Origin of the sequence: Brevibacillus sp. NPDC003359 (assembly GCF_042878995.1) — a bacterium.
Classification (GTDB): domain Bacteria; phylum Bacillota; class Bacilli; order Brevibacillales; family Brevibacillaceae; genus Brevibacillus.
On record NZ_JBIAOR010000004.1, the window covers coordinates 245,730 to 269,273 of the forward strand.

26 protein-coding genes and 1 pseudogene are annotated in these 23,544 nt (G+C 45.7%); 23 read left to right on the forward strand and 4 right to left on the reverse strand.

Annotation, left to right across the window (positions count from 1 at the left end):
- The first annotated feature begins 16 nt into the window (after positions 1-16).
- The 8 genes from ACFYU8_RS15140 (at position 17) to ACFYU8_RS15175 (ending at position 9,062) form a co-directional block, all read left to right on the forward strand.
- Positions 17-1,237 (forward strand): serine hydrolase domain-containing protein, encoded by a 1,221-nt coding sequence (locus tag ACFYU8_RS15140; RefSeq protein WP_390300107.1) that lies wholly within the window; start codon positions 17-19, stop codon positions 1,235-1,237.
- Positions 1,238-1,255: 18 nt separating this feature from the next.
- A complete protein-coding gene (locus ACFYU8_RS15145) occupies positions 1,256-2,230 on the forward strand; it encodes an ABC transporter ATP-binding protein (RefSeq protein WP_390300105.1) in 975 nt (324 codons plus the stop codon).
- Positions 2,227-3,189 carry an ABC transporter ATP-binding protein gene (locus tag ACFYU8_RS15150; RefSeq protein ID WP_390300103.1) on the forward strand — a complete coding sequence of 321 codons (963 nt, stop codon included), beginning with the start codon at positions 2,227-2,229 and terminating at the stop codon, positions 3,187-3,189. The genes ACFYU8_RS15145 and ACFYU8_RS15150 overlap by 4 nt, the downstream gene beginning before the upstream one ends.
- Before the next feature lie 50 nt (positions 3,190-3,239).
- Positions 3,240-4,148, forward strand: a complete 909-nt coding sequence (murQ, locus tag ACFYU8_RS15155; RefSeq protein WP_390300101.1) for an N-acetylmuramic acid 6-phosphate etherase — start codon at positions 3,240-3,242, stop codon at positions 4,146-4,148.
- Positions 4,149-4,175: 27 nt separating this feature from the next.
- On the forward strand, positions 4,176-5,591 hold the full coding sequence (locus tag ACFYU8_RS15160; RefSeq protein ID WP_390300099.1) for an FAD-binding oxidoreductase: 1,416 nt from the start codon (positions 4,176-4,178) through the stop codon (positions 5,589-5,591).
- A complete protein-coding gene (locus ACFYU8_RS15165) occupies positions 5,584-6,882 on the forward strand; it encodes a (Fe-S)-binding protein (RefSeq protein ID WP_390300097.1) in 1,299 nt (432 codons plus the stop codon). Before ACFYU8_RS15160 ends, ACFYU8_RS15165 begins: the two co-directional genes overlap by 8 nt.
- A 503-nt stretch (positions 6,883-7,385) precedes the next feature.
- Entirely contained in the window at positions 7,386-8,579 is a 1,194-nt protein-coding gene (locus ACFYU8_RS15170) for a transcriptional regulator (protein WP_390300095.1), read from the forward strand.
- Positions 8,580-8,606: 27 nt separating this feature from the next.
- Entirely contained in the window at positions 8,607-9,062 is a 456-nt protein-coding gene (locus tag ACFYU8_RS15175) for a tellurite resistance TerB family protein (RefSeq protein WP_390300093.1), read from the forward strand.
- Between the two features lie 35 nt (positions 9,063-9,097).
- On the opposite strand, the gene ACFYU8_RS15180 is transcribed toward ACFYU8_RS15175, so the two are convergent.
- On the reverse strand, positions 9,098-10,258 hold the full coding sequence (locus tag ACFYU8_RS15180) for a TerD family protein (RefSeq protein ID WP_390300091.1): 1,161 nt from the start codon (positions 10,256-10,258) through the stop codon (positions 9,098-9,100).
- A gap of 240 nt (positions 10,259-10,498) precedes the next feature.
- On the opposite strand from ACFYU8_RS15180, the gene ACFYU8_RS15185 reads away from it, so the two are divergent.
- The 12 genes and pseudogenes from ACFYU8_RS15185 to ACFYU8_RS15240 all read left to right on the forward strand — a co-directional run bounded on the left by ACFYU8_RS15185 (position 10,499) and on the right by ACFYU8_RS15240 (position 20,991).
- The gene (locus ACFYU8_RS15185; RefSeq protein WP_390300089.1) at positions 10,499-11,704 is read left to right on the forward strand and encodes an HpcH/HpaI aldolase/citrate lyase family protein; all 1,206 of its coding nucleotides are present in this window, start codon (positions 10,499-10,501) and stop codon (positions 11,702-11,704) included.
- Entirely contained in the window at positions 11,637-13,013 is a 1,377-nt protein-coding gene (locus tag ACFYU8_RS15190) for a phosphoribosyltransferase family protein (protein WP_390300087.1), read from the forward strand. Before ACFYU8_RS15185 ends, ACFYU8_RS15190 begins: the two co-directional genes overlap by 68 nt.
- Before the next feature lie 60 nt (positions 13,014-13,073).
- A complete protein-coding gene (locus ACFYU8_RS15195) occupies positions 13,074-14,171 on the forward strand; it encodes a cysteine protease StiP family protein (protein ID WP_390300542.1) in 1,098 nt (365 codons plus the stop codon).
- Positions 14,168-14,974: an HAD family hydrolase gene (locus ACFYU8_RS15200; RefSeq protein ID WP_390300085.1), complete on the forward strand. Its 807-nt coding sequence runs from the start codon at positions 14,168-14,170 to the stop codon at positions 14,972-14,974. The genes ACFYU8_RS15195 and ACFYU8_RS15200 overlap by 4 nt, the downstream gene beginning before the upstream one ends.
- Before the next feature lie 161 nt (positions 14,975-15,135).
- Positions 15,136-15,744 carry a TerD family protein gene (locus ACFYU8_RS15205; RefSeq protein ID WP_390300083.1) on the forward strand — a complete coding sequence of 203 codons (609 nt, stop codon included), beginning with the start codon at positions 15,136-15,138 and terminating at the stop codon, positions 15,742-15,744.
- 45 nt (positions 15,745-15,789) lie between these two features.
- Entirely contained in the window at positions 15,790-16,371 is a 582-nt protein-coding gene (locus tag ACFYU8_RS15210; protein WP_390300081.1) for a TerD family protein, read from the forward strand.
- Positions 16,372-16,407: 36 nt separating this feature from the next.
- Positions 16,408-16,992, forward strand: coding sequence for a TerD family protein (locus ACFYU8_RS15215; protein ID WP_390300079.1), 585 nt, complete (start codon positions 16,408-16,410; stop codon positions 16,990-16,992).
- A gap of 70 nt (positions 16,993-17,062) precedes the next feature.
- Positions 17,063-18,289, forward strand: a complete 1,227-nt coding sequence (locus ACFYU8_RS15220) for a TerD family protein (protein WP_390300077.1) — start codon at positions 17,063-17,065, stop codon at positions 18,287-18,289.
- Between the two features lie 55 nt (positions 18,290-18,344).
- On the forward strand, positions 18,345-19,040 hold the full coding sequence (locus tag ACFYU8_RS15225; protein WP_390300075.1) for a TerC family protein: 696 nt from the start codon (positions 18,345-18,347) through the stop codon (positions 19,038-19,040).
- 115 nt (positions 19,041-19,155) lie between these two features.
- Positions 19,156-20,175, forward strand: coding sequence for an ATP-grasp domain-containing protein (locus ACFYU8_RS15230; protein ID WP_390300073.1), 1,020 nt, complete (start codon positions 19,156-19,158; stop codon positions 20,173-20,175).
- 42 nt (positions 20,176-20,217) lie between these two features.
- On the forward strand, positions 20,218-20,667 hold the full coding sequence (locus ACFYU8_RS15235; RefSeq protein ID WP_391365886.1) for a DUF4275 family protein: 450 nt from the start codon (positions 20,218-20,220) through the stop codon (positions 20,665-20,667).
- A pseudogene (locus tag ACFYU8_RS15240) lies at positions 20,648-20,991 on the forward strand (VOC family protein). The gene ACFYU8_RS15235 and the pseudogene ACFYU8_RS15240 overlap by 20 nt, the downstream one beginning before the upstream one ends.
- A 64-nt stretch (positions 20,992-21,055) precedes the next feature.
- Here ACFYU8_RS15240 and ACFYU8_RS15245 read toward each other — a convergent pair.
- The gene (locus ACFYU8_RS15245; protein ID WP_390300069.1) at positions 21,056-21,583 is read right to left on the reverse strand and encodes an SDR family oxidoreductase; all 528 of its coding nucleotides are present in this window, start codon (positions 21,581-21,583) and stop codon (positions 21,056-21,058) included.
- A gap of 35 nt (positions 21,584-21,618) precedes the next feature.
- A complete protein-coding gene (locus tag ACFYU8_RS15250; protein WP_390300067.1) occupies positions 21,619-21,927 on the reverse strand; it encodes an SDR family oxidoreductase in 309 nt (102 codons plus the stop codon).
- A gap of 188 nt (positions 21,928-22,115) precedes the next feature.
- Between ACFYU8_RS15250 and ACFYU8_RS15255 the strand changes: the two genes are divergently transcribed.
- Both ACFYU8_RS15255 and ACFYU8_RS15260 read left to right on the forward strand, forming a co-directional pair.
- Positions 22,116-22,349, forward strand: a complete 234-nt coding sequence (locus ACFYU8_RS15255) for a DMT family transporter (protein ID WP_390300065.1) — start codon at positions 22,116-22,118, stop codon at positions 22,347-22,349.
- On the forward strand, positions 22,333-22,530 hold the full coding sequence (locus ACFYU8_RS15260; RefSeq protein ID WP_390300550.1) for a hypothetical protein: 198 nt from the start codon (positions 22,333-22,335) through the stop codon (positions 22,528-22,530). The genes ACFYU8_RS15255 and ACFYU8_RS15260 overlap by 17 nt, the downstream gene beginning before the upstream one ends.
- 303 nt (positions 22,531-22,833) lie before the next feature.
- Here the strand turns inward: ACFYU8_RS15260 and ACFYU8_RS15265 are convergent, their stop codons facing one another.
- Positions 22,834-23,133, reverse strand: a complete 300-nt coding sequence (locus ACFYU8_RS15265) for a tyrosine-type recombinase/integrase (RefSeq protein ID WP_390300063.1) — start codon at positions 23,131-23,133, stop codon at positions 22,834-22,836.
- Here ACFYU8_RS15265 and ACFYU8_RS15270 point away from each other — a divergent pair.
- Positions 23,032-23,544: an amidohydrolase family protein gene (locus tag ACFYU8_RS15270; protein WP_390300061.1), complete on the forward strand. Its 513-nt coding sequence runs from the start codon at positions 23,032-23,034 to the stop codon at positions 23,542-23,544. The genes ACFYU8_RS15265 and ACFYU8_RS15270 overlap by 102 nt on opposite strands.

Here is a 23,544-nt window from a genome sequence, read left to right on the forward strand (position 1 = left end):
GCAGAGGTGGGAACGAATGAACGTGCAAGAGATCAGAGAAACAATGGAGTTCAGTCTAACGCAAGGGATTCGTCAGGGTATTTTTCCGGGAGGGGCAGTCAGCTTGCTGCGAAACGGCGCACCTGCTGTGACAGTTTGCACGGGAAAAACAAGCTATGTACACGATGGAAGGCCAGTCCATAGTCAAACGCTGTACGATATGGCCTCCTTGACCAAGGTGATGGTGGCCTTGCCGCTCATCCTCATTAGTGTGCAGGAAGGCAAGCTCTCGTTGACTGACTCCGTGACGACCTATCTGCCTGAATTGGCGAGCGCCCACGATCAGGAACGCAAAGGGCAGATCAAAATCATTCACTTGCTCACACATACATCGGGACTTCCTGCATGGCGTCCGTACTTTTTGCTCGGGAAAAATCGGGAGGACTATTTGCGGCTAATCGCAAACGAGTCGATGCTGGATGCCCCGGGACGTAATGTTGTGTACAGCGATTTGGGATTCATGCTGTTGGGCTTTTTACTGGAGCGCATCTGGGACGAAAAGCTAGACGCGCTGGCGAAGCGACTGATTTTTCAACCGAGCGGGATGATTCATACGAGCTATTTGCCGCTGGAACAAACAAGTCTGCAAGGACTGGACATTGCTGCTACGGAGAAGGGCAATTCCTTTGAACAAGATATGGCTGTGACTTATTTATCGGAGCTGGCAGAAGCCAGAAATCCGTTGGCGCTGGAATGGCAGCAAGCTCTGACAGGATACGGTTGGCGAGAAGGCGTTATTAGTGGCACGGTTCACGATTGCAACGCCAACTATGGCCTCAGAGGTGTCAGCGGGCACGCCGGACTTTTTTCCACCTTGGCTGATACAGAGCGCTACATGCACATTTGGACGAGTGGGAAGGCTCCCGTGCTGCTTGATACGACGTTGTGTGCCTTGGCTACTCGTTCGCTCACAGACCATTCGATTCATCGCAGAGGATTGGGGTGGATCATTTCCCCGACAGGCGGCTCGTTGGAACAGCTTGCTGCGGGCTGTAGTGGGGGAGACCTTGTTTCGGAACGCGCCTTTGGGCATACCGGCTTTACAGGAACGTCGATCTGGTCGGACCCGGCGAGAGACGTGACACTGATTACAATGACTAACCGCGTGCATCCAGTCGCGAGCCCGTTGATCGGATCGTGGCGGACCGCTCACCATAACAGACTTTTTTCGGTCATCAAACCTGACCGCACATCCTGATGAAAAGGGGGAGTCCTCATGGCAGCAATGCTTACGATTGATGATTTGCGAACTTCTTTTATCCAAGCAGGCAAAAAGCTGACCGTGATCGAGGGTGTCAGTCTCTCTGTAGAGCCTGGTGAAACCGTCGGTGTGGTTGGTGAATCCGGATGCGGCAAAAGTGTGACCAGCATGTCCATCATGCAGCTTTTGGGACGGAATGTGGAGATGACCGGGAGCATCCGTTTTCAAGAAAAGGAGCTGCTCTCACTCACGGATAAACAAATGCAGACGATTCGCGGCAACCAGATCGCGATGATTTTTCAGGAGCCGATGACTTCGCTCAACCCGTTGCATTCGATCGGCAAACAAATCAGTGAGCCGCTTCGTCGGCATCTCGGACTGTCTAAGCAGGAAGCCAGAGAGCGGACGATCGAGCTGTTGAAAGAAGTCGGGATTCCACGTGCAGATGAAATTATTTCCGATTATCCGCACCAATTGTCAGGCGGGATGCGTCAACGTGTGATGATCGCGATGGCGATGTCTTGTGCGCCCAAGCTCTTGATTGCCGACGAACCGACGACGGCTTTGGACGTGACGATTCAGGCACAAATATTGGAACTCATGAAAAAAGTCCGGCAAGAGCAAGGCACTTCCATCCTGCTTATCACACATGATCTGGGAGTCGTGGCGGAGATGTGTCATCGCGTCATCGTCATGTATGCAGGTCAAATCGTAGAGGAAGCCAATGTAGGGCAGCTGTTTGACGAGCCGAAGCATCCGTATACAAGAGGGCTTTTGAAATCGATGCCTTCTGTCAGTATCAATCAAGAGCGATTGGATGCGATTCCGGGCTCGGTGCCGCTTTTGAGCGAAATGCCTGTGGGATGTCGTTTTGCACCGCGCTGCTCGCAGGTCATGGATATTTGCCGCGAGAAAAATCCAGAGCTTATGCCTGTTGCAGACAACCAAAAGTGCCGCTGCTGGCTGTATCGCGAGGAGGACGTGCAATGAGGCAACCACTGCTGGAAGTCAAATCATTGACCAAGCATTTCACGAGCAAACAAGGATTCTTCAGCAAGGAGAAAGTCGTCCGTGCCGTCGATGGGGTCAACCTGACTGTCTATCCGGGCGAAACCGTCAGTATCGTAGGAGAATCGGGCTGCGGGAAGTCCACGACAGGACGCTGCATCCTGCGCTTGATTGAGCCGACTGATGGAGAAATCTTTTTTGAAGGACAGGATATCCGCAAGCTCAATGAATCAGAGCTGCGCCGGACAAGACGCAACATGCAGCTCGTGTTTCAGGACCCGTTTGCCTCGCTAAACCCGCGCAAAACAATCGGACAGCTTTTGGAGGACCCACTCATCATCCACGGCATAGGCAATTCAGCAGAACGCCGTAAGCAAGTCGAGGAGATGATCCAGATCGTCGGCCTCTCCAAGCAGCAGTTGGATCGCTTTCCGCATGAGTTTTCCGGTGGTCAGCGCCAGCGGATTGGCATCGCGCGGGCATTGATTTTGCGCCCGAAGCTGATTGTGGCCGATGAGCCTGTGTCTGCACTGGACGTGTCGATTCAGGCGCAAATTTTGAACCTGATGCAAGATTTGCAAAAGGAATTCAACCTGACGTATTTGTTTATCTCGCATGATTTGAGTGTTGTGCGCCATATTTCTGATCGGGTAGCAGTTATGTACCTGGGAAAAGTGGTGGAGGTAGCGGATAAGCAATCGTTGTACGAGAAACCAACACACCCCTATACACAAGCGCTGTTATCGGCAGTGCCTGTACCGAATCCCCACATGACGACCCAGCGGATCATTTTGGAGGGAGACCTGCCTAGTCCGGCGAATCCGCCGTCTGGCTGCACATTCCATCCGCGTTGCCGCCACTGTATGGACATTTGCAAAACGGTTGCTCCTGTGGCTAGCGAGGTATCAGCAGGACACTTTGTCACTTGCCATCTGGATTAGTCATGAAGTGAGCATGGGGCAGTAAGATTGAAAAGGAGGTTCGATAGAGCATGAATCTGGAGAACTTGCAAGCATTGACGACCGAAGGAAAAAACGAGAGCAGCAGTGAGTTGGATCAACTGAGTGCCCGCGGAATCGTACAAATGATGAACGATGAGGACAAGAAGGTTCCTTATGCAGTAGAGCGTGTCCTCGATCAAGTATCCGATGCGGTAGAAGTCATCACACACGCATTGGAGAAGGGCGGAAGACTGTTTTACTTTGGTGCTGGAACGAGTGGACGCTTAGGGATACTGGATGCGTCCGAATGCCCGCCGACCTTTGGTACCCAGCCTGAGCTCGTTCAGGGTGTGATTGCAGGCGGACCATCCGCATTGGTACGCGCGGTAGAAGGAGCAGAGGATTCCTTTGAGCTAGGTCAAGAAGATATTCATAAATACGGTGTCACCAAAAACGATGTGGTCGTAGGCATTGCTGCCAGTGGCCGGACACCGTACGTCCTCGGTGTTTTGGCGGAGGCACAGAAGATCGAAGCCAAGACGATTGCTGTTTCTTGCAACAAGCCGTCTTTCATCAATGAGGGTGCAGATGTAGCCATCAATGTTGTCGTAGGACCAGAAGTATTGACGGGATCAACGAGGCTCAAGGCAGGAACAGCCCAAAAGCTGGTGCTGAACATGCTGACGACAGCGACGATGATTCGCTTGGGCAAAGTGTACGGAAATCTGATGGTCAGCGTGCAGGCGACAAACCTCAAGCTGAAGGAACGAGTAAAGCGGATCATCATGGAAGTGACCGGAGCGAGTTACGAGGAAGCGGAGCAACTGGCTGATCAGGCGGACGGAGATGCGAAGACAGCTATTATCATGAAGCTGACCGGATCGAGCAGGGAAGAGGCCACTCGTCTGTTGAATGTTACCAATGGAAGAATCAGGGAAGCCATTCAGCAGGTGGACTAAGTTTTTGGGAAAGGATGGAGAGATTCCATGTTGCCAGAATCCATTCGCGAAGAGCTACGCGCCATCGTCGGAGAGAAAAACTGTCTCGACAAACAGGAAGCATTAGTCGCCTATTCGTATGACGCGACACCGATGCAGCAAGCATTGCCGGATGTGGTCGTCATGCCGAAGAGCACAGCCGAAGTCCAACAGGTCATGCGAGTTGCAGCACGACACCACATCCCGATTGTGACGCGTGGAGCAGGCTCCAATCTATGCGGCGGAACGATACCAGTCGGCGGCGGGATTGTGTTGGTGTTGAGCCGGATGAATCAGATTTTAGAGATCGACGAACAAAATTTGACGATAACGGTGCAGCCGGGAGTCCGAACGGTCGACATCCATCAGGCGGTAGAGGCACTCGGTTTGTTTTACCCACCGGATCCAGGCAGCATGGTCATCTCCACGATTGGCGGGAATATTGCGCTTAATTCGGGTGGACTGCGCGGGTTGAAGTACGGAACGACCAAGGACTACGTGCTGGGTCTCGAAGCTGTGTTGCCGAACGGAGAGGTCATTCGTACAGGGGGCAAGCTGATGAAGGATGTGGCGGGCTATGATCTGACCAAGCTCTTGGTCGGCAGCGAGGGGACATTGGCGATCATTACGGAGGCCATTCTCAAGCTGATTCCGAAGCCACAGACACAGCGAGTCATGCTGGCGATGTTCGCAGATATGGCACAGGCTGCGAGGTCTGTTTCCGATATTATTGCCAATCGTATCATCCCTGGGACGCTTGAGTTTCTCGATCAGGGCACGATCCGTGTCGTGGAGGATTTCAAACAGATCGGACTCCCTACCGATGTTGCGGCGATTCTACTAATAGGACAGGACGGAGAACCACAGACGGTTGATAGGGACATGGAGCAGATCGCTGCGATTTGCCAGAAGAATGATGCCGTCCAAATCAAAGTAGCGACGACAGTCGAGGAAGCGGATGAGGTGATGACTGCCAGACGCAGTGCGCTCGCCGCTTTGTCACGGATGCGTCCGACGACCATTTTGGAGGACGCAACAGTTCCTCGTGCTGCGATTGCGCCGATGGTAGCCGCGATCCAAGAGATTACAGAGCGATACGGGCTGCAAATTTGCACATTTGGCCATGCAGGTGACGGCAATTTGCATCCGACCTGTATGACAGACGCCCGCAACACGGAAGAGATCGAGCGTGTCGAGCATGCCTTCGAGGAAATTTTCACGGCGGCAATCGATTTGGGCGGAACGATTACGGGAGAGCATGGCGTGGGGATCGTCAAGGCACCGTATTTGGAGTGGAAAGTAGGAGCAGCAGGCATGGAGATCATGAAAGGCATCAAGCACGCTTTCGATCCCCACAATCTACTGAACCCTGACAAGATGTTTGCCAAACAGTCCCGGAACAGAGTGGTGGTCCAGCGTGCTTAAAGAAGCCTTGGTAAATAAACTCGATTACGATGAACTGTCCAATTGCATGCGCTGTGGCTTCTGCCAGCCAGCCTGTCCGACCTTTCGGGAAACAGGTTATGAGGCAGCTTCTCCACGAGGTCGCATCGCATTGATGAAAGCAGTAGCAGACGGTGTCATGGAGCCGGACAAAGATTTCGTCGATCAAATGAATCTGTGTCTAGGCTGCCGTGCGTGTGAGCCGGTATGCCCAGCAGGTGTGCCGTACGGTCAGCTGATCGAGCAGACGAGAGAAGCGATCGAAGAGGTGCAGGAGCATCCATGGTGGATCAAAGCCGTCCGCAAGCTCGCGTTTTTCCACCTGTTTCCTCATCAGAAGCGCATGTACCAGCTCGGAGGACTTATGCGCTTCTATCAGCGCTCAGGTGTGCAAAAAGCCGTTCGCAAGCTGGGGATGCTATCCATCCTGCCAAAGCAAATGCGGGAAATGGAAGCGATCATGCCTGAAGCATCTGGAAAAGGTATCGTGGACTTTTTCGGCGGCACGGTTATTCCAGCTGTGGGCGAGCGCAAGTATCGCGTGGGAATGTTTCACGGCTGCATCATGGATGTCCTGTTCAATGAGACGAATCGCAACACGGTGCGGCTTCTGAGTGAGGCAGGCTGTGAGGTAATCATTGCTCCTGACCAGGTGTGCTGCGGTGCTCTCCATGCACATAGCGGTGAGCGTGAACAGGCTCGCAATCTGGCGCGAAAAAATGTGGCTGCTTTTCACAAGGCTGACGTGGATATCATCATATCCAACGCAGGTGGTTGCGGGGCGATGCTGCAAGAATACGACCATTTGCTGGCAGAAGATGCCGAGTGGCAGGAGAAGGCACAATGGTTCGCCTCGCGCGTGAAGGATATTAGCGAGGTGCTTGCACTCCTCGTCGAGCCGAAAGCATGGCAGTCATTGCCGCAACGGATCACCTATCAATCCTCCTGTCACCTGCGCAACGGGATGAAGGTGACAAAAGAGCCAGTGAGCCTGCTGCAAGCCATTCCGGGAGCCACATACGTACAGCTTCGCGAGGGAGATCGCTGTTGCGGCTCTGCTGGCATTTACAATCTGGTGCAGCCTGAGATGGCCGGTAACCTCTTGGATGAAAAAATGGGGCATGTAGCCGCCACACAAGCCGATATTCTGGTGACCTCGAATCCAGGTTGCCTGTTGCAAATGAAAGCGGGCATTCATCGAGCTGGGCTGGATGGCAAGATGGAGGCTGTGCACATCGTGGATTTGTTGGCGCGTGTTAGCCCAAAACAATAGAACTTTTTAATCGAGGAGACGTGTAGAGAATCATTCCGAAAGACGGAGTGGTTCTTTGCACGTTTTTTCAGTAAATAGGAATTTATAAGTTGTGGTACAAAGCTGGTGAGAAGAAAAAGCACAGGGCTCGTAGACCTTGACAGGCCTACCCAGTCGGAATTTCAAAAAGGGGACACGCTTGTCGAACACTTCTTCCTTGAGAAACTTCCGCCCGTAGGGTGGCTTTGGCTCGACGGTCCCCTTTTTGAAGTGGAGACGGCCAGTGATTCACCCCTGCTGGCGTGTCAGAGTCGAAGAGAACTGTGCTTTTTCTTCTCCTCCACTATGTTGACTCAAACCAAAAGGAACTTGATGGTTTTTCTTATAGAAAAAGGGGATAAAAGGACTATTAACGGAAATTGCATGTAAGAATGGCCGATTGTATGATAATAGAAAGAATTTTTAAAAAATTAAATTAATTTTATGTTGGCAGTAAAAATTCGGAGAGGAAGTGGTAGGGAGCGATGGAAATCAAAGTCGCAGTTATAGGTCCTTACGATTTGCTTGATGAGGTTTTGCGTATGGCAGCAACATTTCCAGCCTTGACGTTGCGCCTCCTCGGCTACAAGGATGTGCAGGATGTCAAACAACTCGTGCTTTCCTGCAAGGAAGAGGTTGATGTTTTTTTATTTGCCGGTCCTATTCCATACCAAATCGCCCGTGAACATGTTGATGCTCCAAAGCCGATGGTTTACCTGCCTTACAATGGCACGAGTCTCTATCGGGTGTTCTTTCAGTTGTTGCGAGAGAGCGGGACTTTATTGAAAGAGAGCAGCTTGCGCTTTAGTATCGATGTTTTGTCTTTACAAGAGGTTGAGCAAAGACTGGATGAGCTGTCTATACCAGTAGATCGCATGTACACGATGGAATATCGATTAGACCAGAGCGCAGACGATATTCTTCAGTTTCATTACGAATTATGGACAAGTAAAAAGGTAGACGCGATTTTTACATGCGTAGCATCTGTTTATTGGGAGCTTCGAAGATTAGGAATCCCCTGTTATCGTGTTACCCCCACCAAGTCTACGATCCAAGATGGCTTGTATCGGGCGCAGATCGAAGGAAAAAACCTTCAGTTAAACGATACCCAAATCGCAATCGGCATCATTAATATCGAGAACATCGTGAAAAAATGGCATTCATCCGAATATGAGCTCCAGCGAAAGAAAATAGCGATCCAGGAAATTTTGATTGATTATGGGGAAGAAATCCAAGCCTTGATGAATTGGCCGGATCGTAATGAAGTCATCTTCGTTACGACTCGGGGTGTTATCGAACGGACGACAAGCATGTTTACTCGCTTCCCCCTCCTAGAGAGAATCGTAAACCGTTTAAACATTTCTGCCAGTATCGGAATTGGGTTGGGCCGAACCGCGAACGAGGCGCAAAGCAAAGCCGGGGAAGCGCTCTCCAAAGCGAAATCCGGCGGAGGAGGAAGCTGTTTTATCGCTATGCACGATGGCAATGTTGTCGGACCGCTGGGTGAACGACTCAAACCGCCAAGCACGAGCCACCGTACTGGGACTCAACCTACTCGGAGATGGTCTCCGCGATTTATTGGACCCGCTTTATCTATTTCCAATTCCTCGAAAAGAGAGAGGGAGATAACAGATTTTGTTAATCGCTGTCGAATAAGGTATTATAATAGAAGGAAATAATGTAAAATTTTTAATGGAGGTAATAGGATGTCAATGACGAGTACTTTCACAAATTGGTTGAAATCGACAAAAGTTGGTTTGCAAGAGCAAGTGAAAAAGTTTCAAAACCGAGACTTTCTAGATGCAGTGGTAGCGGGCTGCGCATTGGTAGCGGCTGCCGATGGCAGTATTGATTCCGCAGAAAAACAAAAGATGGCTGCTTATATTGGAAGAAGTGAAGAGTTAAAGGTATTTAACATGAATGATGTCATTGCGAGATTTAATCACTTTGTATCTGGCTTTGAATTCGATCACGGTGTCGGCAAGATGGAGGCATTGAAAGTGATAGGAAAGTATAAAAATAATGCTGAGGCTGCGCGTATTGTTGTAAGTGTTTGCTGCGCAATTGGTGCCGCGGATGGTCATTTTGATGAACAGGAAAAATCCGTTGTTCGAGAGATTTGTGGGGTTGTTAATCTCAATCCAGCAGAGTTTCAGGTATAAAAAAGAAGGGCGCCTGATCGGTAGCCCTTCTTTTTTTACTTTTTCGCTCCAAATAGATTAAAGATAGAGGGAGACTTAAATTCTTCAGGTCCAACATCCATTTTAAAACGTCCATCCTTATAAAGGAGCGGAGATTTTTCTGAGTTATTCTTCGAGTATTTTTCTACGTGGCTGATTTTCATTTCGCTTTGATCTGTAAAGTCAATGTGGGCAATGGCAACCCAATAGGCATATTTATTTTCTTCTAATAAGGGAGCGATCACAGTTTGTCCTACGTGATTCTCCACAACAGCCCTTGCATGCATAGATTTAAAACTTCCTATTCCATTACTTAATGCACTATAGGCGGCGAATAAAACATAGCGCAATTGATCTGGGCGATGAATGTGAATGGTTTCTCTACCGGCATTTTTGGAATCTCCATCTAATGTAGTAAACGGTGACTTTGTTGAGGTGCCTTTATTTTTGTAATAGACTTTTCCTTCTACGCCATCCCGAGTAACAAAGAAACAATACAAATCCAGGTCTTTCTTGCTGGTCCATTCCAGATGAGTGGTGATCTTTTCAGATTTCCTTATTTGCACAGACTCTTTCTTTGTCAGTTCAATTTTGGTTAATGTAACGGGGAGAGGAGGCGGTAATGTCTCTTCCTCTTCGCTGACATCAAGTCCAAAATTGCGGCATAACGCAGCTAATCCTCCGTTAAATCCACTTCCAATTGCATTGAACTTCCACTCTCCGTTATAACGATATAGTTCAGCAGTAATAATTGCGGTCTCGTTCTCTAAATCTGATCCAAATTCGAAGCGCAATAATTCGGTTCCATCAGACGGGTTCACTATTCGAACGTATGCGTCATGAATTTGTCCGAAACGGTGGTCTCTTTTTTCAGCTTCATGAATGGTTAGAGTTAATGCGATTCGATGAATGTCAGGAGGAATTTTCTTCTCTATGATTTCTATTTGCTCTTTATCTTTACCAGGCGCTGTTGAGTGCTTTACTGCCTGGGTAATGCTCATGGTATTTCCGTAAAAAATGAAATCTTCATCCTGTTGGCAATTCCCGGAAATATCTAACAAGAATGCCGCAGAGTCAATCTCGATCTCCTCTTTTGATTCCCATCCTAAACATACGATCCACTTTTCTGCATTGATATTTTTGGTAATATCCGTTTTCTGCCCTTTTTTTAGTAGCATAGAATGTCTCCTATTCCATCAAAAAACAAGAAAAAATGACATTGTTTTCGTAATTTTTGTCGAAATTTAATTCGTTTCATATCGCCATTTTTATTATACTGGAAAGAGTAAGTTATATTTACAATTGTTTTCTCTATTGGATGTAATGTTATCTAAATGTGTATAGCTTCCAAATTATAATGGTTTGGATAAATTAGGAAAGGGGCGGGGTTTTTACTATTGTAGTAAAAACGTTTATTCATGAGACATTTCGATTATTTGAGTGTAGAAGAACGCGATGAATTATTTTATGGAAAACCGGTTTCGTTTAATAGAAACACGGAGAAGGAAATCCTTTCCTGTAGTCTGGGAGCCACATTATACATGCCTGCAACGAAGGCAACGATTTCTCAAGATATCGTTCGAAAGAAGCATGAAGGTCTTGTTTCGATGGTGGCTTGTTTGGAAGATGCAATCGGTGATCACGAAGTTGTGGAAGCGGAGCAAAGCTTGCTTAAACAATTTGCTACCCTGGCAAACGAGCTGCGACTCGGAGAACTTGATATCAATGATGTTCCTCTTATTTTTATTCGAGTTCGGGACGCAGCCCAAATGAAACGTATAGCAGATATGCTGGGTGATGATCTATATGTGCTCGCTGGTTTTGTTTTCCCAAAATTCACGAGCAGAAATGGCGAAGAATATTTTTCCGTTCTCCATTCGATTAACGCTCCTCTTTCTTTTACGGTTTACGGTATGCCTATTCTAGAATCTGCTGATGTTATTTATAAAGAAACGCGGGTGGACGAGCTTGTTTCGATTCGTCAAATTTTAGATAAATATGAAGATCTCGTTTTGAACGTCCGGATGGGTGCTACTGATTTTTCCAGCCTGTTTGGGTTGAGAAGGGGACCCGATGTGACTATCTACGACATTTCTACGATTCGGGATTGTATTAGTGACATGGTCAATATTTTTACCCGAACCGAAAAGGGGTATGTTCTCTCTGGACCGGTTTGGGAGTACTTCACTAATGGGGATCGACTGCTCAAGCCGCAGCTAAGAGAGTCGCCTTTTGAAAAACAGCTTGGTGGCGTACAAGGAAGAAAACTGAGATTAAAGCTTTTAAATAAATTTGAAGACGGACTGATAAAAGAAGTGCTCCTGGATAAAGAGAATGGATTGACGGGCAAGACCATCATTCATCCAAGTCATATCAAAATCATTCATTCTCTCTCTGTTGTTAGCCATGAAGAATACGAGGATGCCATGAGCATCCTGCAAAGCAATTCCAACGGAGTACTGAAAAGTCACTTTTCCAACAAAATGAATGAAGTAAAGCCGCATACTAATTGGGCAAAAAGAGTTTTGGTGAAATCAAAAATTTATGGGGTGTATCATGGACACAACAACTTTATCAACCTCTTGGCAAAAACCTCCAAGATACGGCTTCAATATTCTCGATAGTTTGGAAGTGGAAGTGATTGTGGAGAAGAATCCATTTGATCTTCCACTAGAGCTTCTTTTCGGAATGGCAGGACGGATTAATAAGAAGAGAGGCTTTTTGTTCGTAAGTAAGGTACTAGGAAAGCATATTCCAGTCATTCCGGCTGTATCGTTGGTGAGTGGTGCTTTACTAGGTGCGCGTTTTTTAGAAGTCTACTACGGTCAGCAGGTGGATACTGCTCCACTCGTTCAAGGCTTGATGAATCAAGAGAGAAGTCAAGAGGTCTTCCAGCAACTGATGCAAAAGCCATTTGAACTGCCTGAGCAGGTGCTTTTTATCGGCTTTGCCGAAACCGCAACGGGCCTCGGTCATTCCATGTTCAGCTGCTTTCAGAACAACGCGTACTATATCCATACGACAAGAGAAATGATTCAGGATATACAGCCATCAATTACGTTTGAAGAGGAGCATTCTCACGCAGTGGCTCATCTTATGTACCCTCGTGAGGACCACTTGTTATCCACGGATGCGCCGATTGTTTTGGTAGATGATGAGATCACTACAGGCAAAACTGCGCTCAATATCATTCGAGAAATACAAAAGAAGTATCCTCGTAGTCATTACATTGTGGCTTCCTTGCTCGACTGGCGATCTGATGAGGATTGTCAGCGATTCAGGGAGTTACAAGAGGAATTAAACATCACAATTACTAACGTATCCCTCGTGAAAGGACAAATCAAAGTGGAGGGAGCACCGGTTGCAAAGAATGAAAATGAAGAAAAGAGTATGGTTGAGCGAACCAGCAACTTCCCTAAAATTATACAAATTGATGGGGCAGAATGGCCCCGTTTGAGCTATACCTCTATGGATTCAAGCGACTTTCCTAACCAACGGCCGTATTTGTTGCAAACGGGACGTTTTGGGATGATAAGCTCGGATCAAAACTTGCTGAATACGTACTGCGAAAAAACGGGAATCGAATTAGGCGCGTATAGGAGCGGAAAAACTTTATGCATGGGGACAGGCGAATTTATGTACATCCCAATGATGATCGCGGCGCATATGGGTGATGACGTTTGGTACCAGTCGACCACAAGAAGCCCGATCCATCCTTCTGAGATGGAGAAGTACGCAGTGAAAAATGCATTCGCCTTCTCTTCTCCTGATGACCCGCTTGTACCGAATTTTTGTTACAACATCCCTGATAACTACTATTCAGATGTATTCGTATTTTTTGAGCGAGGGACGACGGGAGAGCGATTGCACTCCTTTTATGCCGTGGTGAATAATCTTTCCATCCCCAATAAATATATCGTATTTTTCGGATAAAGGTGGCGTAGACTCTTGAATTTACAGTCGTTACAACGCGTAATCCAAGAACCTTCACCAATGGGCAGCTACCCTCCAGGTGATGTGACATTTCTGCTTAAAGAGATAAACGGATTGATAAGGGAGACAGGGACAGAGGATCGTGAGGAATTAATTCAGACGGGACACCATTACTCAGAGATGCTACCGATCGAATACCGTCCAACAAAAGAATATATTGAATTGTTCCATCAAACCTTACATACATCAGCCAAAAAGGTTGCATTGGCAGTTGCCATCGTAGCAGAGCTGATTAAGGCTACGAAGGGAAATAATGTAGTGATTGCCTCACTTGCCAGGGCAGGAACGCCAATAGGCATTTTAATAAAAAGGTATCTGGAATCCATTCATCGGTTACATATTCCACACTATAGCATCTCTATTATCCGTGGAAAGGGCATCGATGAGAATGCTCTTTTGTATATGCTAGACAAGCATCCAGGAGCCAAAATTCAGTTTGTGGATGGATGGACGGGAAAAGGTGCGATTACGCGGGTGCTGCAAAAAGCGATCAAATCCTTTAATGAAAAGCTGGGAACTCATCTTGATGACGATCTGGCAGTATTGGCTGATCCTGGTCATTGTGTGAGCAAGTTTGGAACGCGGGAAGATTTTCTTATCCCGAGTGCATGTCTCAATTCTACGGTATCAGGCTTGGTCAGTCGGACTGTTCATCGCCAGGATTTAATCGGACCTACAGACTTTCACGGGGCGAAATACTATCGTGAATGGGTGTCTGAGGACGTATCCAATCTTTTTATTAATACCATCGCTAAACATTTCCACGAGCTGGCAGACACAGCGAAGCAACAGTGCAGCATGCACTTGATTCAAGATGAGGAGCAATGGATAACATGGAGTGGCGAACGTGATATTCAGCGAATACAACAGGATTACAAGATAAATGATATCAATCTAATCAAGCCTGGAGTGGGAGAGACCACTCGTGTCCTTTTGCGAAGAGTTCCGTGGAAAATCCTTGTGAATCGAATGGATAATCCTTACTTAGCCCACATTCTTTTGCTGGCCCATGATCGCGGTGTAATGGTTGAAGAACGTTCAGACCTTTCCTACTCTTGTTGTGGGATCATTCGTCCACAGGGGGAGGATAAACGATGATCTTTGCCAGTGATCTTGACCAGACGTTGATATATTCGGAGCGGTTCTTAACGGACCCGACGCTGCAGGTACGCTTAATCGAGCAACTGGATGGAAAGCCAATTTCGTATATGACAGAGCGGGCACTATTGCTACTGCAAGAGATCCATAAGCACATGCTGTTTATTCCAGTGACTACGAGAACGATCGAGCAATATAGGAGAATTACGGTATTTCAGAACGAGCTGCGACCTGCGTATGCGGTCACGAGCAATGGTGGGAATATCATCCGTAATGGGGCTGTCGATGAGTCGTGGAACAAAAAAATTCGTGAGCGTATAGAGGATGAGTGCATGTCCATCACGGATATTCTGGCGCGTTTTGAAGACATAAAAGACTCAAGCTGGATTCTCAATGAAAAATCGGCAGAAGATCTGTTTCATTATTTCATCATCGATCGCCAAAATATGCCAACAAGCGAATGGGACGGTTTTGTGCAATGGATGGAGCAAGGCAATTGGACAGTATCCATCCAGGGGAGAAAGCTTTATTTTGTGCCAAGAGCCGTGAATAAACGCGATGCAGTCCTCTATGTAAAAGACATCGAAAAGAGTACAGAGATTTTTGCATCGGGAGACTCTTTGCTCGATTTGCCTTTGGTGTCCTGCACGAAAAACTCTCTGATTCCTTCTCATGGGGAAATCTATCATCTTGCTCAAATATCAACACAAGACACACCGTTTCAGTTTACAGCTAAGAATGGAATACGAGCTTCAGAGGAAATTCTTGACTGGGTAATTGAGCAGATAAAGATAACACGTTAAAATCTGTAAAACGTTATTACTTGTCAAAATATTGCACATATCGTCGATTTTACGGGATTCATGTAGATATTTTGGTAGATTTATGAAATAATAGTTATGTCTAAAAAATTTTACTTCATTACGTGAATATGTAAAATTTGAATGAGGTTGGGAGGTAGAACATGTCAGTAGTCAGTTTGCAAAAAGGTCAGAAGATCGACCTGACAAAAGGGAATGCAGGATTAACTAAATTGTTAGTTGGGCTAGGCTGGGACCCGGTCAAGAAAAGTGGCGGGTTGCTTGGAGGCATTTTTGGTGGCGGGAGTAACGCAAACATCGATTGTGACGCTTCCGTAATTATGCTCGACCAGAACGGGAAAATAACAAAAGAGAAGAATCTTGTTTACTTCGGCAACAAAAAAAGTCCATGCGGAAGCGTATCACACTCAGGAGATAATCTCACCGGAGATGGTGAAGGTGACGATGAGCAGCTGAATGTAGACTTGAGCCGAGTACCCAATGATGTACATAAATTAGTGTTCGTTGTGAATATTTACGATTGTGTGAGTCGTCGCCAAGATTTCGGGATGATCGGCAATGCGTATATTCGCGTAGTCAATGCTTCGAACAATCAGAATTTGTGCAAGTTTAATCTAACCGATAATTATTCGGGAAAAAGTTCGTTAATTGTAGGAGAACTGTACCGTTACGATGGTGAGTGGAAGTTTTCTGCGATTGGCGAAGGGACGACAGACACAGCTATCTCCCAACTTGTAAGAAGATATAGCTAATTTGAAAGTTTTTAAAATGAATGAAATATAGGGAGGTTTTTTAACATGGCGGTATCTTTGCAAAAAGGACAAAAGGTAGATCTCACGAAAACGAATCCTGGTCTGGTTCAAATTCAGGTTGGTCTTGGTTGGGATACAAACAAGTATGACGGTGGACAAGCCTTCGACCTCGACGCTTCCGTATTTCTCTTGAATGATGCAGGAAAAGTACTGGATGACCAACACTTTATTTTCTTCAATAATGCAACTAGCCCTGACGGTTCCGTTGTGCACTCTGGTGATAACCGCACTGGCGAAGGGGAAGGCGACGATGAAGTAATCAACATTGATTTGTCCAAAGTATCGGCTAGTATTCAAAAAATCTCTTTTGCTATCACGATTTATGATGCGCAAGCTCGTAACCAAAACTTTGGGCAGGTTTCCAACGCTTATGCACGCGTGGTAAATCCTGCAAACAACGAAGAATTACTCCGCTATGATTTGGGCGAAGACTTCTCTATCGAAACTGCGATTGTAGTTGGAGAGCTGTATCGTAACGGTAGCGAATGGAAGTTCAGTGCAATCGGTTCTGGTTACAAAGATGGATTGGCAGGACTCGCTCGCGATTTCGGAGTAAACATCGGATAGGAAGCATACAAATCACAGATGAAGGATTGAATTTCTATGTCAGTTATTAGTTTAACGAAAGGTCAGAAAATTGATCTTACAAAAGGCAATCCGAATTTAACAAAAATCGTTGTTGGTCTTGGTTGGGACACAAATAAATACAGTGGCGGACAAGCTTTTGACCTCGACGCAGCTGCTTTCCTTTTGCGTACAGGTGGAAGAGCGTCCGGGATTCAAGATTTTGTCTTTTACAACAACCTTCAAGGCGGGAATGGATCGGTGGTTCACACTGGTGACAACCTAACAGGTGAGGGTGACGGCGACGATGAGCAAATCAAAGTTGATTTGAAGGCTGTTCCACCTGACATTGAAAAAGTAGCGATCACGATTACGATTCATGAGGCTGATATCAGAAACCAAAACTTTGGACAAGTATCAAATGCATTTGTTCGAATTGTAGATGAAACAACAGGCAGAGAAGTTCTGCGCTACGATCTTGGAGAAGATTTCTCTGTAGAAACGGCAATTGTTGTTTGTGAATTGTATCGCCATCAAGGCGAGTGGAAGTTTGCAGCAGTGGGTAGCGGTTTTTCCGGTGGTCTACGAGCGTTAGCCAATAACTTTGGTTTGCAAGTTTCATAATTTCCAGAAATGGGTGCTAGTAATTGCGCTAGCACCTGTTTTCTGACCTTTGAAATAAAGGGTGATCGAAATGGGAATGACGACGATTAAGGGACAAAAAATCGATGTAACGAAGTCAAATCCTGGACTTTCCAAAATTACAGTGGAACTGAGCTGGACTGCTAACGATGGGCTTGACCTGGATGCTTCGGCTTTCTTAATCGGGAAAAGTGGTAAAGTTAACAAAGAAGAAGATTTTATTTTCTACAGCAACCCCAGATCAACGAATGGCTCTGTATCTCTTCAAACAGGATCGAGCGAAAAACAGCGTTTTGACATTGATTTAATGAATGTACCACTTGATGTAGAAAAGATCGCTTTTACTCTTACCATTTATGATGCGATTGCACGTAATCATTCATTTAATCGTGTTGCGAGTCTTTGTCTTCGTATTCTAAATCCTTCTACTAACTCTGAAATTATTCAGTTTCCGCTCGATAGTTTTACGATTGAAAATGCAATTGTGGCAGGAGAGCTATACAGACATCAAGGACAATGGAAATTTAATGCGATTGGCAGTGGCTTTCATGGCGGTCTGGCAGCTTTGTGCGGAAACTTTGGGATCGAGGTATCCCAAGAAAAAACGCCGGAGCCGAAAGCGCCAGAACCAAAACCTGCACCGAAACCCGAACCCGTCGTGTCTACTTCTCCCCCTATTTCGATCACAAAAATTGAGTTGAAGAAAAAGGGAGAAGCAATTAGTTTAAAGAAAACCTCAGCAAACCTGGGGCAGCTCTTAGTTAACCTCAACTGGAATAAAGGCACAAAGCAGAACACGGGCTTTTTTGGTAGAAGCAAAGGAATTGACTTAGACCTTGGCTGCCTTTATGAATTATCAGATGGATATAAAGGGTGCATACAAGCGTTAGGTGGAAATCTTGGCGAGTACCGCGACTTTCCTTATATTGCATTGGATGGGGATGACCGTACAGGCACCCGATCAGAAGGAGAGAATCTACGTATCAACGGAAATAATGTCAAGGAATTCGAGCGAATCCTAATCTACGCTTTTATCTACGAAGGTGTTGCTAAATGGGCAGAAACCGATGGTGTGGTAACGATTACGCAAGCTGACAATCCAGCCATCGAAGTGAAAATGGATGTGCATGACCCGCGTAACCGGACGTGTGCCGTAGCGATGATTGAGAGACAAGGTGATACGTTCAATATCAGGAGATTGGTTGAATACTTCTCCGGTCATCAGGAGATGGATCGTTACTACGGATGGAATATGCGCTGGACAAGCGGTTCGAAATAGCAAAAGATACAGTTACTATTTGCGGACATCATTAGAAATGGAGTGAACTGTATTTATGGAAATGATAGCTGATTTTTTAGTTCAGTCATGGAGCGCGCTACTAGCGATCATCCTGATTGACATCGTATTGAGCGGAGACAATGCTGTTGTAATTGCAATGGCAGCGAGAAATCTCCCGAAACATCAACAGAAGAAGGCCATTTTTATTGGTACTTTTGGTGCGATTGCGCTACGTATTGTTTTTGCTGCGATGGTGGTCTGGCTGATTCAAATTCCGCTTTTAAAAGCAATTGGTGGTTTACTGCTTCTTCAGGTAGCCTACAAGCTGTTAGCTGCTGATGAAGGCGGGGACAATATCAAGAGTGGAACGACCTTAATGGGTGCAGTAGGGACGATCATATACGCAGATGCGTTGATGAGTCTGGACAATGTAATCGCGGTTGCAGGTGTGAGTCACGGAAATATTACATTAATCGCAATTGGTGTACTTGTCTCGATTCCGATTATTCTGATCGGATCGGCATTTATTTTGAAGGCTTTGGAAAGATTCCCAATCATTGCTTACATTGGATCGGGAATTCTGGCTTGGACTGCTGGCGATATGATTGTGAAAGACAAAATCATTCAAAATTATATTTCTAGCACAGTTGGTCTGATTATTACCATCGTTTTAACGGTCGCTGTCATTCTGGCTGGGTGGTTGAAAAGTAGAAAAAGCAAAGAGGAAAAATCGGAAAGAGCTGTTGCCTAGTTTTTGATTGTGTGAAAAGTGGTAAGTCCATAAAGAAGATACATGATAAGAGCGAGGTCATTGCGACTTTCGCTTTTCTTTATAAATAATGAAGAGTTGAAGGGAAGAACTTCTCATGAAGAAACGCATCTGGTTTAATCGTACTTTCTCTACAGCGTATCATTTTATTGATATGATTCGCACAAATCCGGACGGTTTGGACTTTGAGTTTTATGTCACTCACCCAAAACGGTATAGCGTGATGCTGCAAAATGCTGATGTTGCAGAGATTGAACCAAGCTTGCCAATTCCAGAGTATATTGAATACTGCGTGCAGTTTTGTCAGAAGCATCAGATCGATATCTTTTTCCCGAATTATAGACTGGGGGAAATTGCAAAGCATATAGATCGGTTTGAACGAGTAGGCACATCTGTTCTGGTATGCAAAGATGCCGACTTATTAGAAACCGTATCAGACAAAGGAAAGCTCTTTCAGGCCTTGAGGGATACCCTGGGATTACACATACCTGATTATTTCATTGTCAACACAAACGAGCAATTTAAGATTGCCTATGAGAAGCTAAGAGAAAAAGGACATAAGGTCTGCTTTAAACCTGCTAGTGGCGAAGGAGGAGCGGGTTTTCATATCATCGAAGAATACATGAATCCCCTAGAAAAGCTGCTCGGATCAAGCAACCAAACGATCGCCATCGATGAAGTTCTGAGCATCATAGGCGATCAAACCGTAGATGACATCATGGTCATGGAGTATTTAGATGATTGGGAATACAGTATTGATTGCCTGGCAACAGAAGAGGAGTTAATTGCGATCGTACCTCGGAAAAAAGTAGAAGGACGTATTCGTTTGCTAGAGGATAATCAAGCACTTATAGATCTGGCAAAAGCAGTCCATGAACAGCTGCGACTTCCTTACCTTTTCAACGTTCAAGTAAAGTACAAAAATGGTGTGCCCAAATTATTAGAGATTAATCCGCGAGCATCAGGCGGTTTGCATTCTTCATGCTTATCAGGTGTGAACTTCCCTTATCTTGCTGTGAAACTTCTATTGTCGGGGAAGGTTGAGGTAGCTGCACCAAAATTCGGGGTGTATGCGACTCATATTGAAAAAGAGATTGTATTACGACAATTGTTATAGAGAAAACTAAGAAAGTGGTGAGTCTACATGGATTTAATGGATATGCTAATAAACAAAAAAATCAAGTTCCGTCCCATACCTCAGTGGGGAACGTACCTTCGAAGGGAATGGGAGAACACATTCGCCAATCATCTGAACGAGGATGAGAAAAAATCGATATTTTTAAATACCAAGTACGGATATCTCTGGCACTTGTTTAGTAATAAAAGAAAAGAGTGTTTAGACAAAAATGCTGCCGATGAAGCCTTTGACAACGAAGCAAAAGGTGCGTGTTTTGTGTTTTACCAACACTCCGATGATGCTTTTCTCATCGAGGAAGCTTCTCGCCTACAAGTAGAAGATCTGCAAGGTGAGCGCGATTTTTATACAGATGATGTTTATGTCATGGATAAAAACGGGAAATGGACGTATGTCATCACTCACGAAAGGGGATGGTGTGGACCGTACTTTTGTCGTCAATCCCGGTTGCATAATGGAAAGGAAGGACACTAAGAAAGCTCAAAAGTCTTATACCGAGGTGCTTGGGTTTGTCACCAAAAGAGATTTTCCCATAGGTGAAGCCAAATGGCTAACGGTCGTTTCTCCTGAGGAGCCAGACGGAGTAGAGCTGCTATTGGAGCCAAACGATAATCCAGCCTCTACGGTCTACCAGAAAGCTATTTTTGACCAAGGAATTCCTGCAATTGCCTTTCTGGTGACATCCAAAAAGAGTATGAAAGAATGAAGGCACTGGGTGTCGATTTTACGATGGAGCCGACCACGACGGGAGAGGTCACGCAAGCGATTTTTAACGATACATGCGGGAACCTGATCTAAATGTATCAGGTCCAAGCCCCTTAATGGAAAAAGCAAGGCCTGACCGCACAGTTATAGCGTGTGATCAGGCTTTTTTTGTTAGAAGTGCCTTGTCCATCATCAACTCGCTGCGGTCAACTTTACGTAATAGCCCTCTGGTATTTTCAGTTGGGAAGTGGAGCGTACGAGTGAAATATTCTTTGAAAATGCTCATCGATGAGTGAAACACCTTCTCATCTTCCGATAATGGCTCGTCCGAGTCATAGGGGGTTGTCAACAGATTAGGAAATTCCAGAACTTCCTTGATACATTCGATCACTAATTCCTGTGTAGGCGGAGCAGGATTGGATACGTGATAGATCCCCCTGTTATGAGCATGATTGAGCGCCGCTACCAACACAGCCGCTACATAATCAACGGGAACGAGGTTGGTCTGGACGTTCACATCCAACCGTATCCGGTATTTTGGGTTTTGCCAGCCCGTTGTCCGGGATGCTCTTCTTTTTAGGACACATAAGCCTTTTAAGAATCCATACAAGCCAAAATTAGTATCAGCTTCGCCTGTTCGCGAATCTCCGATGATGTTGGACGGTCTGATGATGACGACCTCCATTTTATCGCTATAGCGTATAAAGCCGTACTCACATATTAAAACCGGCGTGCTCCAATCGTTTCGGCAAATTGCAGTGTGTTTTTGGTTCCGTCTATATTGACCGCGAACGTATGCTGCTTGTGAGTCGGATTAAAGGATTGGTAGGCAGCCAAGTGATAAACAGCATCTATTTTTTGTTGGACGCGCTGTAGGTCCTGTTTAGCTAGACCGAGGCCAGCCTGCGAGACATCGCCCATTACAATATGTATTCTTGATTTGTCCTTGTCTGCAAAGCTTTGCAGCAATTGGCTCGCTTTCTGTTCATTTCGCGCAAGCAAGAAAAGGGTATGGCCTTCGTTTACCAAATCTTGTGATAGCCTTTTTTCCTAGAAAACCAGTTGCTCCTGTTACGAGGATGTTCATTTGATTTAGCCAGCTTCTTACTCTTTCGATATAGGGTGTGCTTTTCAACTCGTAGTGGAATATATAAGTGTATCAATATTCAATTATATCGAAGGGAAGCCTATATGACGAAAGAGGTTGAAACGATCTGGTGAACGATGCATTTGACAAACAGTTCTATCTCATCATTGGAGGCATTATTAAGAGTGGTTGGGCATTGGGTTTGAAGTTTTCACATGGATTCACAGAGCTGGTTCCCAGCGTGATGACCGTCCTGCTCATTTTGAGAAGCTTTTACTTCTTCTATCAGGCAATGAAGCGAATTCCCCTTCTACAGGTATTTTGCTGTAAGAAAGGGGCTTTTTTCAATGAATTACCTTGCTAGGTACCAATCTACAGATGCCACCGACTACGGTCGTCCATTATGTCAAAAGGAGGTCACTTGCACCAACCACATTGGAACGATCGAGGGGTCTGATCCTGACGCAGGCGCTGTGGTTATTTACGCTTATTACGACAGTGCGCCCGGCGGTTGGCCATGCTTTACAACCACACTAAATGGATGAAGCCCTTTTGCAACTGTTGTCGTCATATAATCTTGGTTTAATACTTCTAGCATTTCGGTTCGCATGAAAATTTCTCTGACTTGAGACTTTCCTAGCAATACTGTAAATGATTGATAATGGACCTTCTTTTTCGAAGCTCATTTTGATAATGAAATAATCAAGGTTTTTCTTAGACATATCCCAAAATAATTTCTCTAGAGCATCCTTTATTTCAATTGTTTTAACCCCATTAATGATTTTCACATCAAGTGGTTCGATTTCAAGAAAAATCTTATGGGACGAATTAATCTCCTCCAAGATAAGTTATTGATTAGCCTTCCGGAAAGCTTTTTTTAGCTTCTTATTATCGACGTGTGTATAAATCATTGTCGTTTCAATGTTTTTGTGACGCATTGCTCTTTGTATTAAAACAGGATCTGCGCCGTTTTCAATGTGGAACCTGGTTCCGAATGAATGTCGTAACTTATGTACTGTGAGGTTTGGTTTGCCAAAAGCAGTAGCATGAATTTGCAGGAAATTGCCCAGCAAAAAGGGATGGATCCGGCAGCTGTCGCATTTGATCTTTTGGTGGAAGAAGAAGGCGAGGTAACTATCATTATCCATTGGGGGGACGAAGATGATGTCGAGAGAGTGATGAAGCATTCGTTACAAATGGTGGGTTCAGATGGTGTGTTCGGCGGAAAGCCCCATCCTAGGCTCTACGGTTCATTTGCTCGTGTGCTAGGTCATTACGCAAGAGAGAAACAATCGTTTCCACTTTGGGAAGCTGTGCGAAAAATGACAGGCGCCCCAGCTCAATTGCTGCGGTTGCGGGATCGAGGATTTTTGCGAGAAGGATACTGGGCAGATCTCATCGTATTTGACCCGAACAAGATCGTAGACCGAGCGACATATGAGGCACCGATGCAGCAGTCAATGGGTATTCGCCATGTGCTGGTCAATGGGAAGATCACCGTGTCAGACGGGCGTCTTACAAATGTGACTAGTGGCACGGTAATTCGCAATCAGTTGTGA

Bases quoted from the DNA above. Each gene is read 5' to 3' on its own strand.
- murQ (WP_390300101.1), top strand. From the start codon at position 3,240: ATGAATCTGGAGAACTTGCAAGCATTGACGACCGAAGGAAAAAACGAG.
- ACFYU8_RS15195 (WP_390300542.1), top strand. From the start codon at position 13,074: ATGGGCAGCTACCCTCCAGGTGATGTGACATTTCTGCTTAAAGAGATA.
- ACFYU8_RS15235 (WP_391365886.1), top strand. From the start codon at position 20,218: ATGCTAATAAACAAAAAAATCAAGTTCCGTCCCATACCTCAGTGGGGA.
- ACFYU8_RS15205 (WP_390300083.1), top strand. From the start codon at position 15,136: ATGTCAGTAGTCAGTTTGCAAAAAGGTCAGAAGATCGACCTGACAAAA.
- ACFYU8_RS15260 (WP_390300550.1), top strand. From the start codon at position 22,333: ATGAATTACCTTGCTAGGTACCAATCTACAGATGCCACCGACTACGGT.
- ACFYU8_RS15215 (WP_390300079.1), top strand. From the start codon at position 16,408: ATGTCAGTTATTAGTTTAACGAAAGGTCAGAAAATTGATCTTACAAAA.
- ACFYU8_RS15230 (WP_390300073.1), top strand. From the start codon at position 19,156: ATGAAGAAACGCATCTGGTTTAATCGTACTTTCTCTACAGCGTATCAT.
- ACFYU8_RS15190 (WP_390300087.1), top strand. From the start codon at position 11,637: ATGGACACAACAACTTTATCAACCTCTTGGCAAAAACCTCCAAGATAC.
- ACFYU8_RS15175 (WP_390300093.1), top strand. From the start codon at position 8,607: ATGTCAATGACGAGTACTTTCACAAATTGGTTGAAATCGACAAAAGTT.
- ACFYU8_RS15265 (WP_390300063.1), bottom strand. From the start codon at position 23,133: ATGGATAATGATAGTTACCTCGCCTTCTTCTTCCACCAAAAGATCAAA.
- ACFYU8_RS15220 (WP_390300077.1), top strand. From the start codon at position 17,063: ATGGGAATGACGACGATTAAGGGACAAAAAATCGATGTAACGAAGTCA.
- ACFYU8_RS15270 (WP_390300061.1), top strand. From the start codon at position 23,032: ATGAATTTGCAGGAAATTGCCCAGCAAAAAGGGATGGATCCGGCAGCT.
- ACFYU8_RS15210 (WP_390300081.1), top strand. From the start codon at position 15,790: ATGGCGGTATCTTTGCAAAAAGGACAAAAGGTAGATCTCACGAAAACG.
- ACFYU8_RS15145 (WP_390300105.1), top strand. From the start codon at position 1,256: ATGGCAGCAATGCTTACGATTGATGATTTGCGAACTTCTTTTATCCAA.
- ACFYU8_RS15245 (WP_390300069.1), bottom strand. From the start codon at position 21,583: ATGGAGGTCGTCATCATCAGACCGTCCAACATCATCGGAGATTCGCGA.
- ACFYU8_RS15140 (WP_390300107.1), top strand. From the start codon at position 17: ATGAACGTGCAAGAGATCAGAGAAACAATGGAGTTCAGTCTAACGCAA.
- ACFYU8_RS15180 (WP_390300091.1), bottom strand. From the start codon at position 10,258: ATGCTACTAAAAAAAGGGCAGAAAACGGATATTACCAAAAATATCAAT.
- ACFYU8_RS15160 (WP_390300099.1), top strand. From the start codon at position 4,176: ATGTTGCCAGAATCCATTCGCGAAGAGCTACGCGCCATCGTCGGAGAG.
- ACFYU8_RS15185 (WP_390300089.1), top strand. From the start codon at position 10,499: ATGAGACATTTCGATTATTTGAGTGTAGAAGAACGCGATGAATTATTT.
- ACFYU8_RS15150 (WP_390300103.1), top strand. From the start codon at position 2,227: ATGAGGCAACCACTGCTGGAAGTCAAATCATTGACCAAGCATTTCACG.
- ACFYU8_RS15200 (WP_390300085.1), top strand. From the start codon at position 14,168: ATGATCTTTGCCAGTGATCTTGACCAGACGTTGATATATTCGGAGCGG.
- ACFYU8_RS15170 (WP_390300095.1), top strand. From the start codon at position 7,386: ATGGAAATCAAAGTCGCAGTTATAGGTCCTTACGATTTGCTTGATGAG.
- ACFYU8_RS15225 (WP_390300075.1), top strand. From the start codon at position 18,345: ATGGAAATGATAGCTGATTTTTTAGTTCAGTCATGGAGCGCGCTACTA.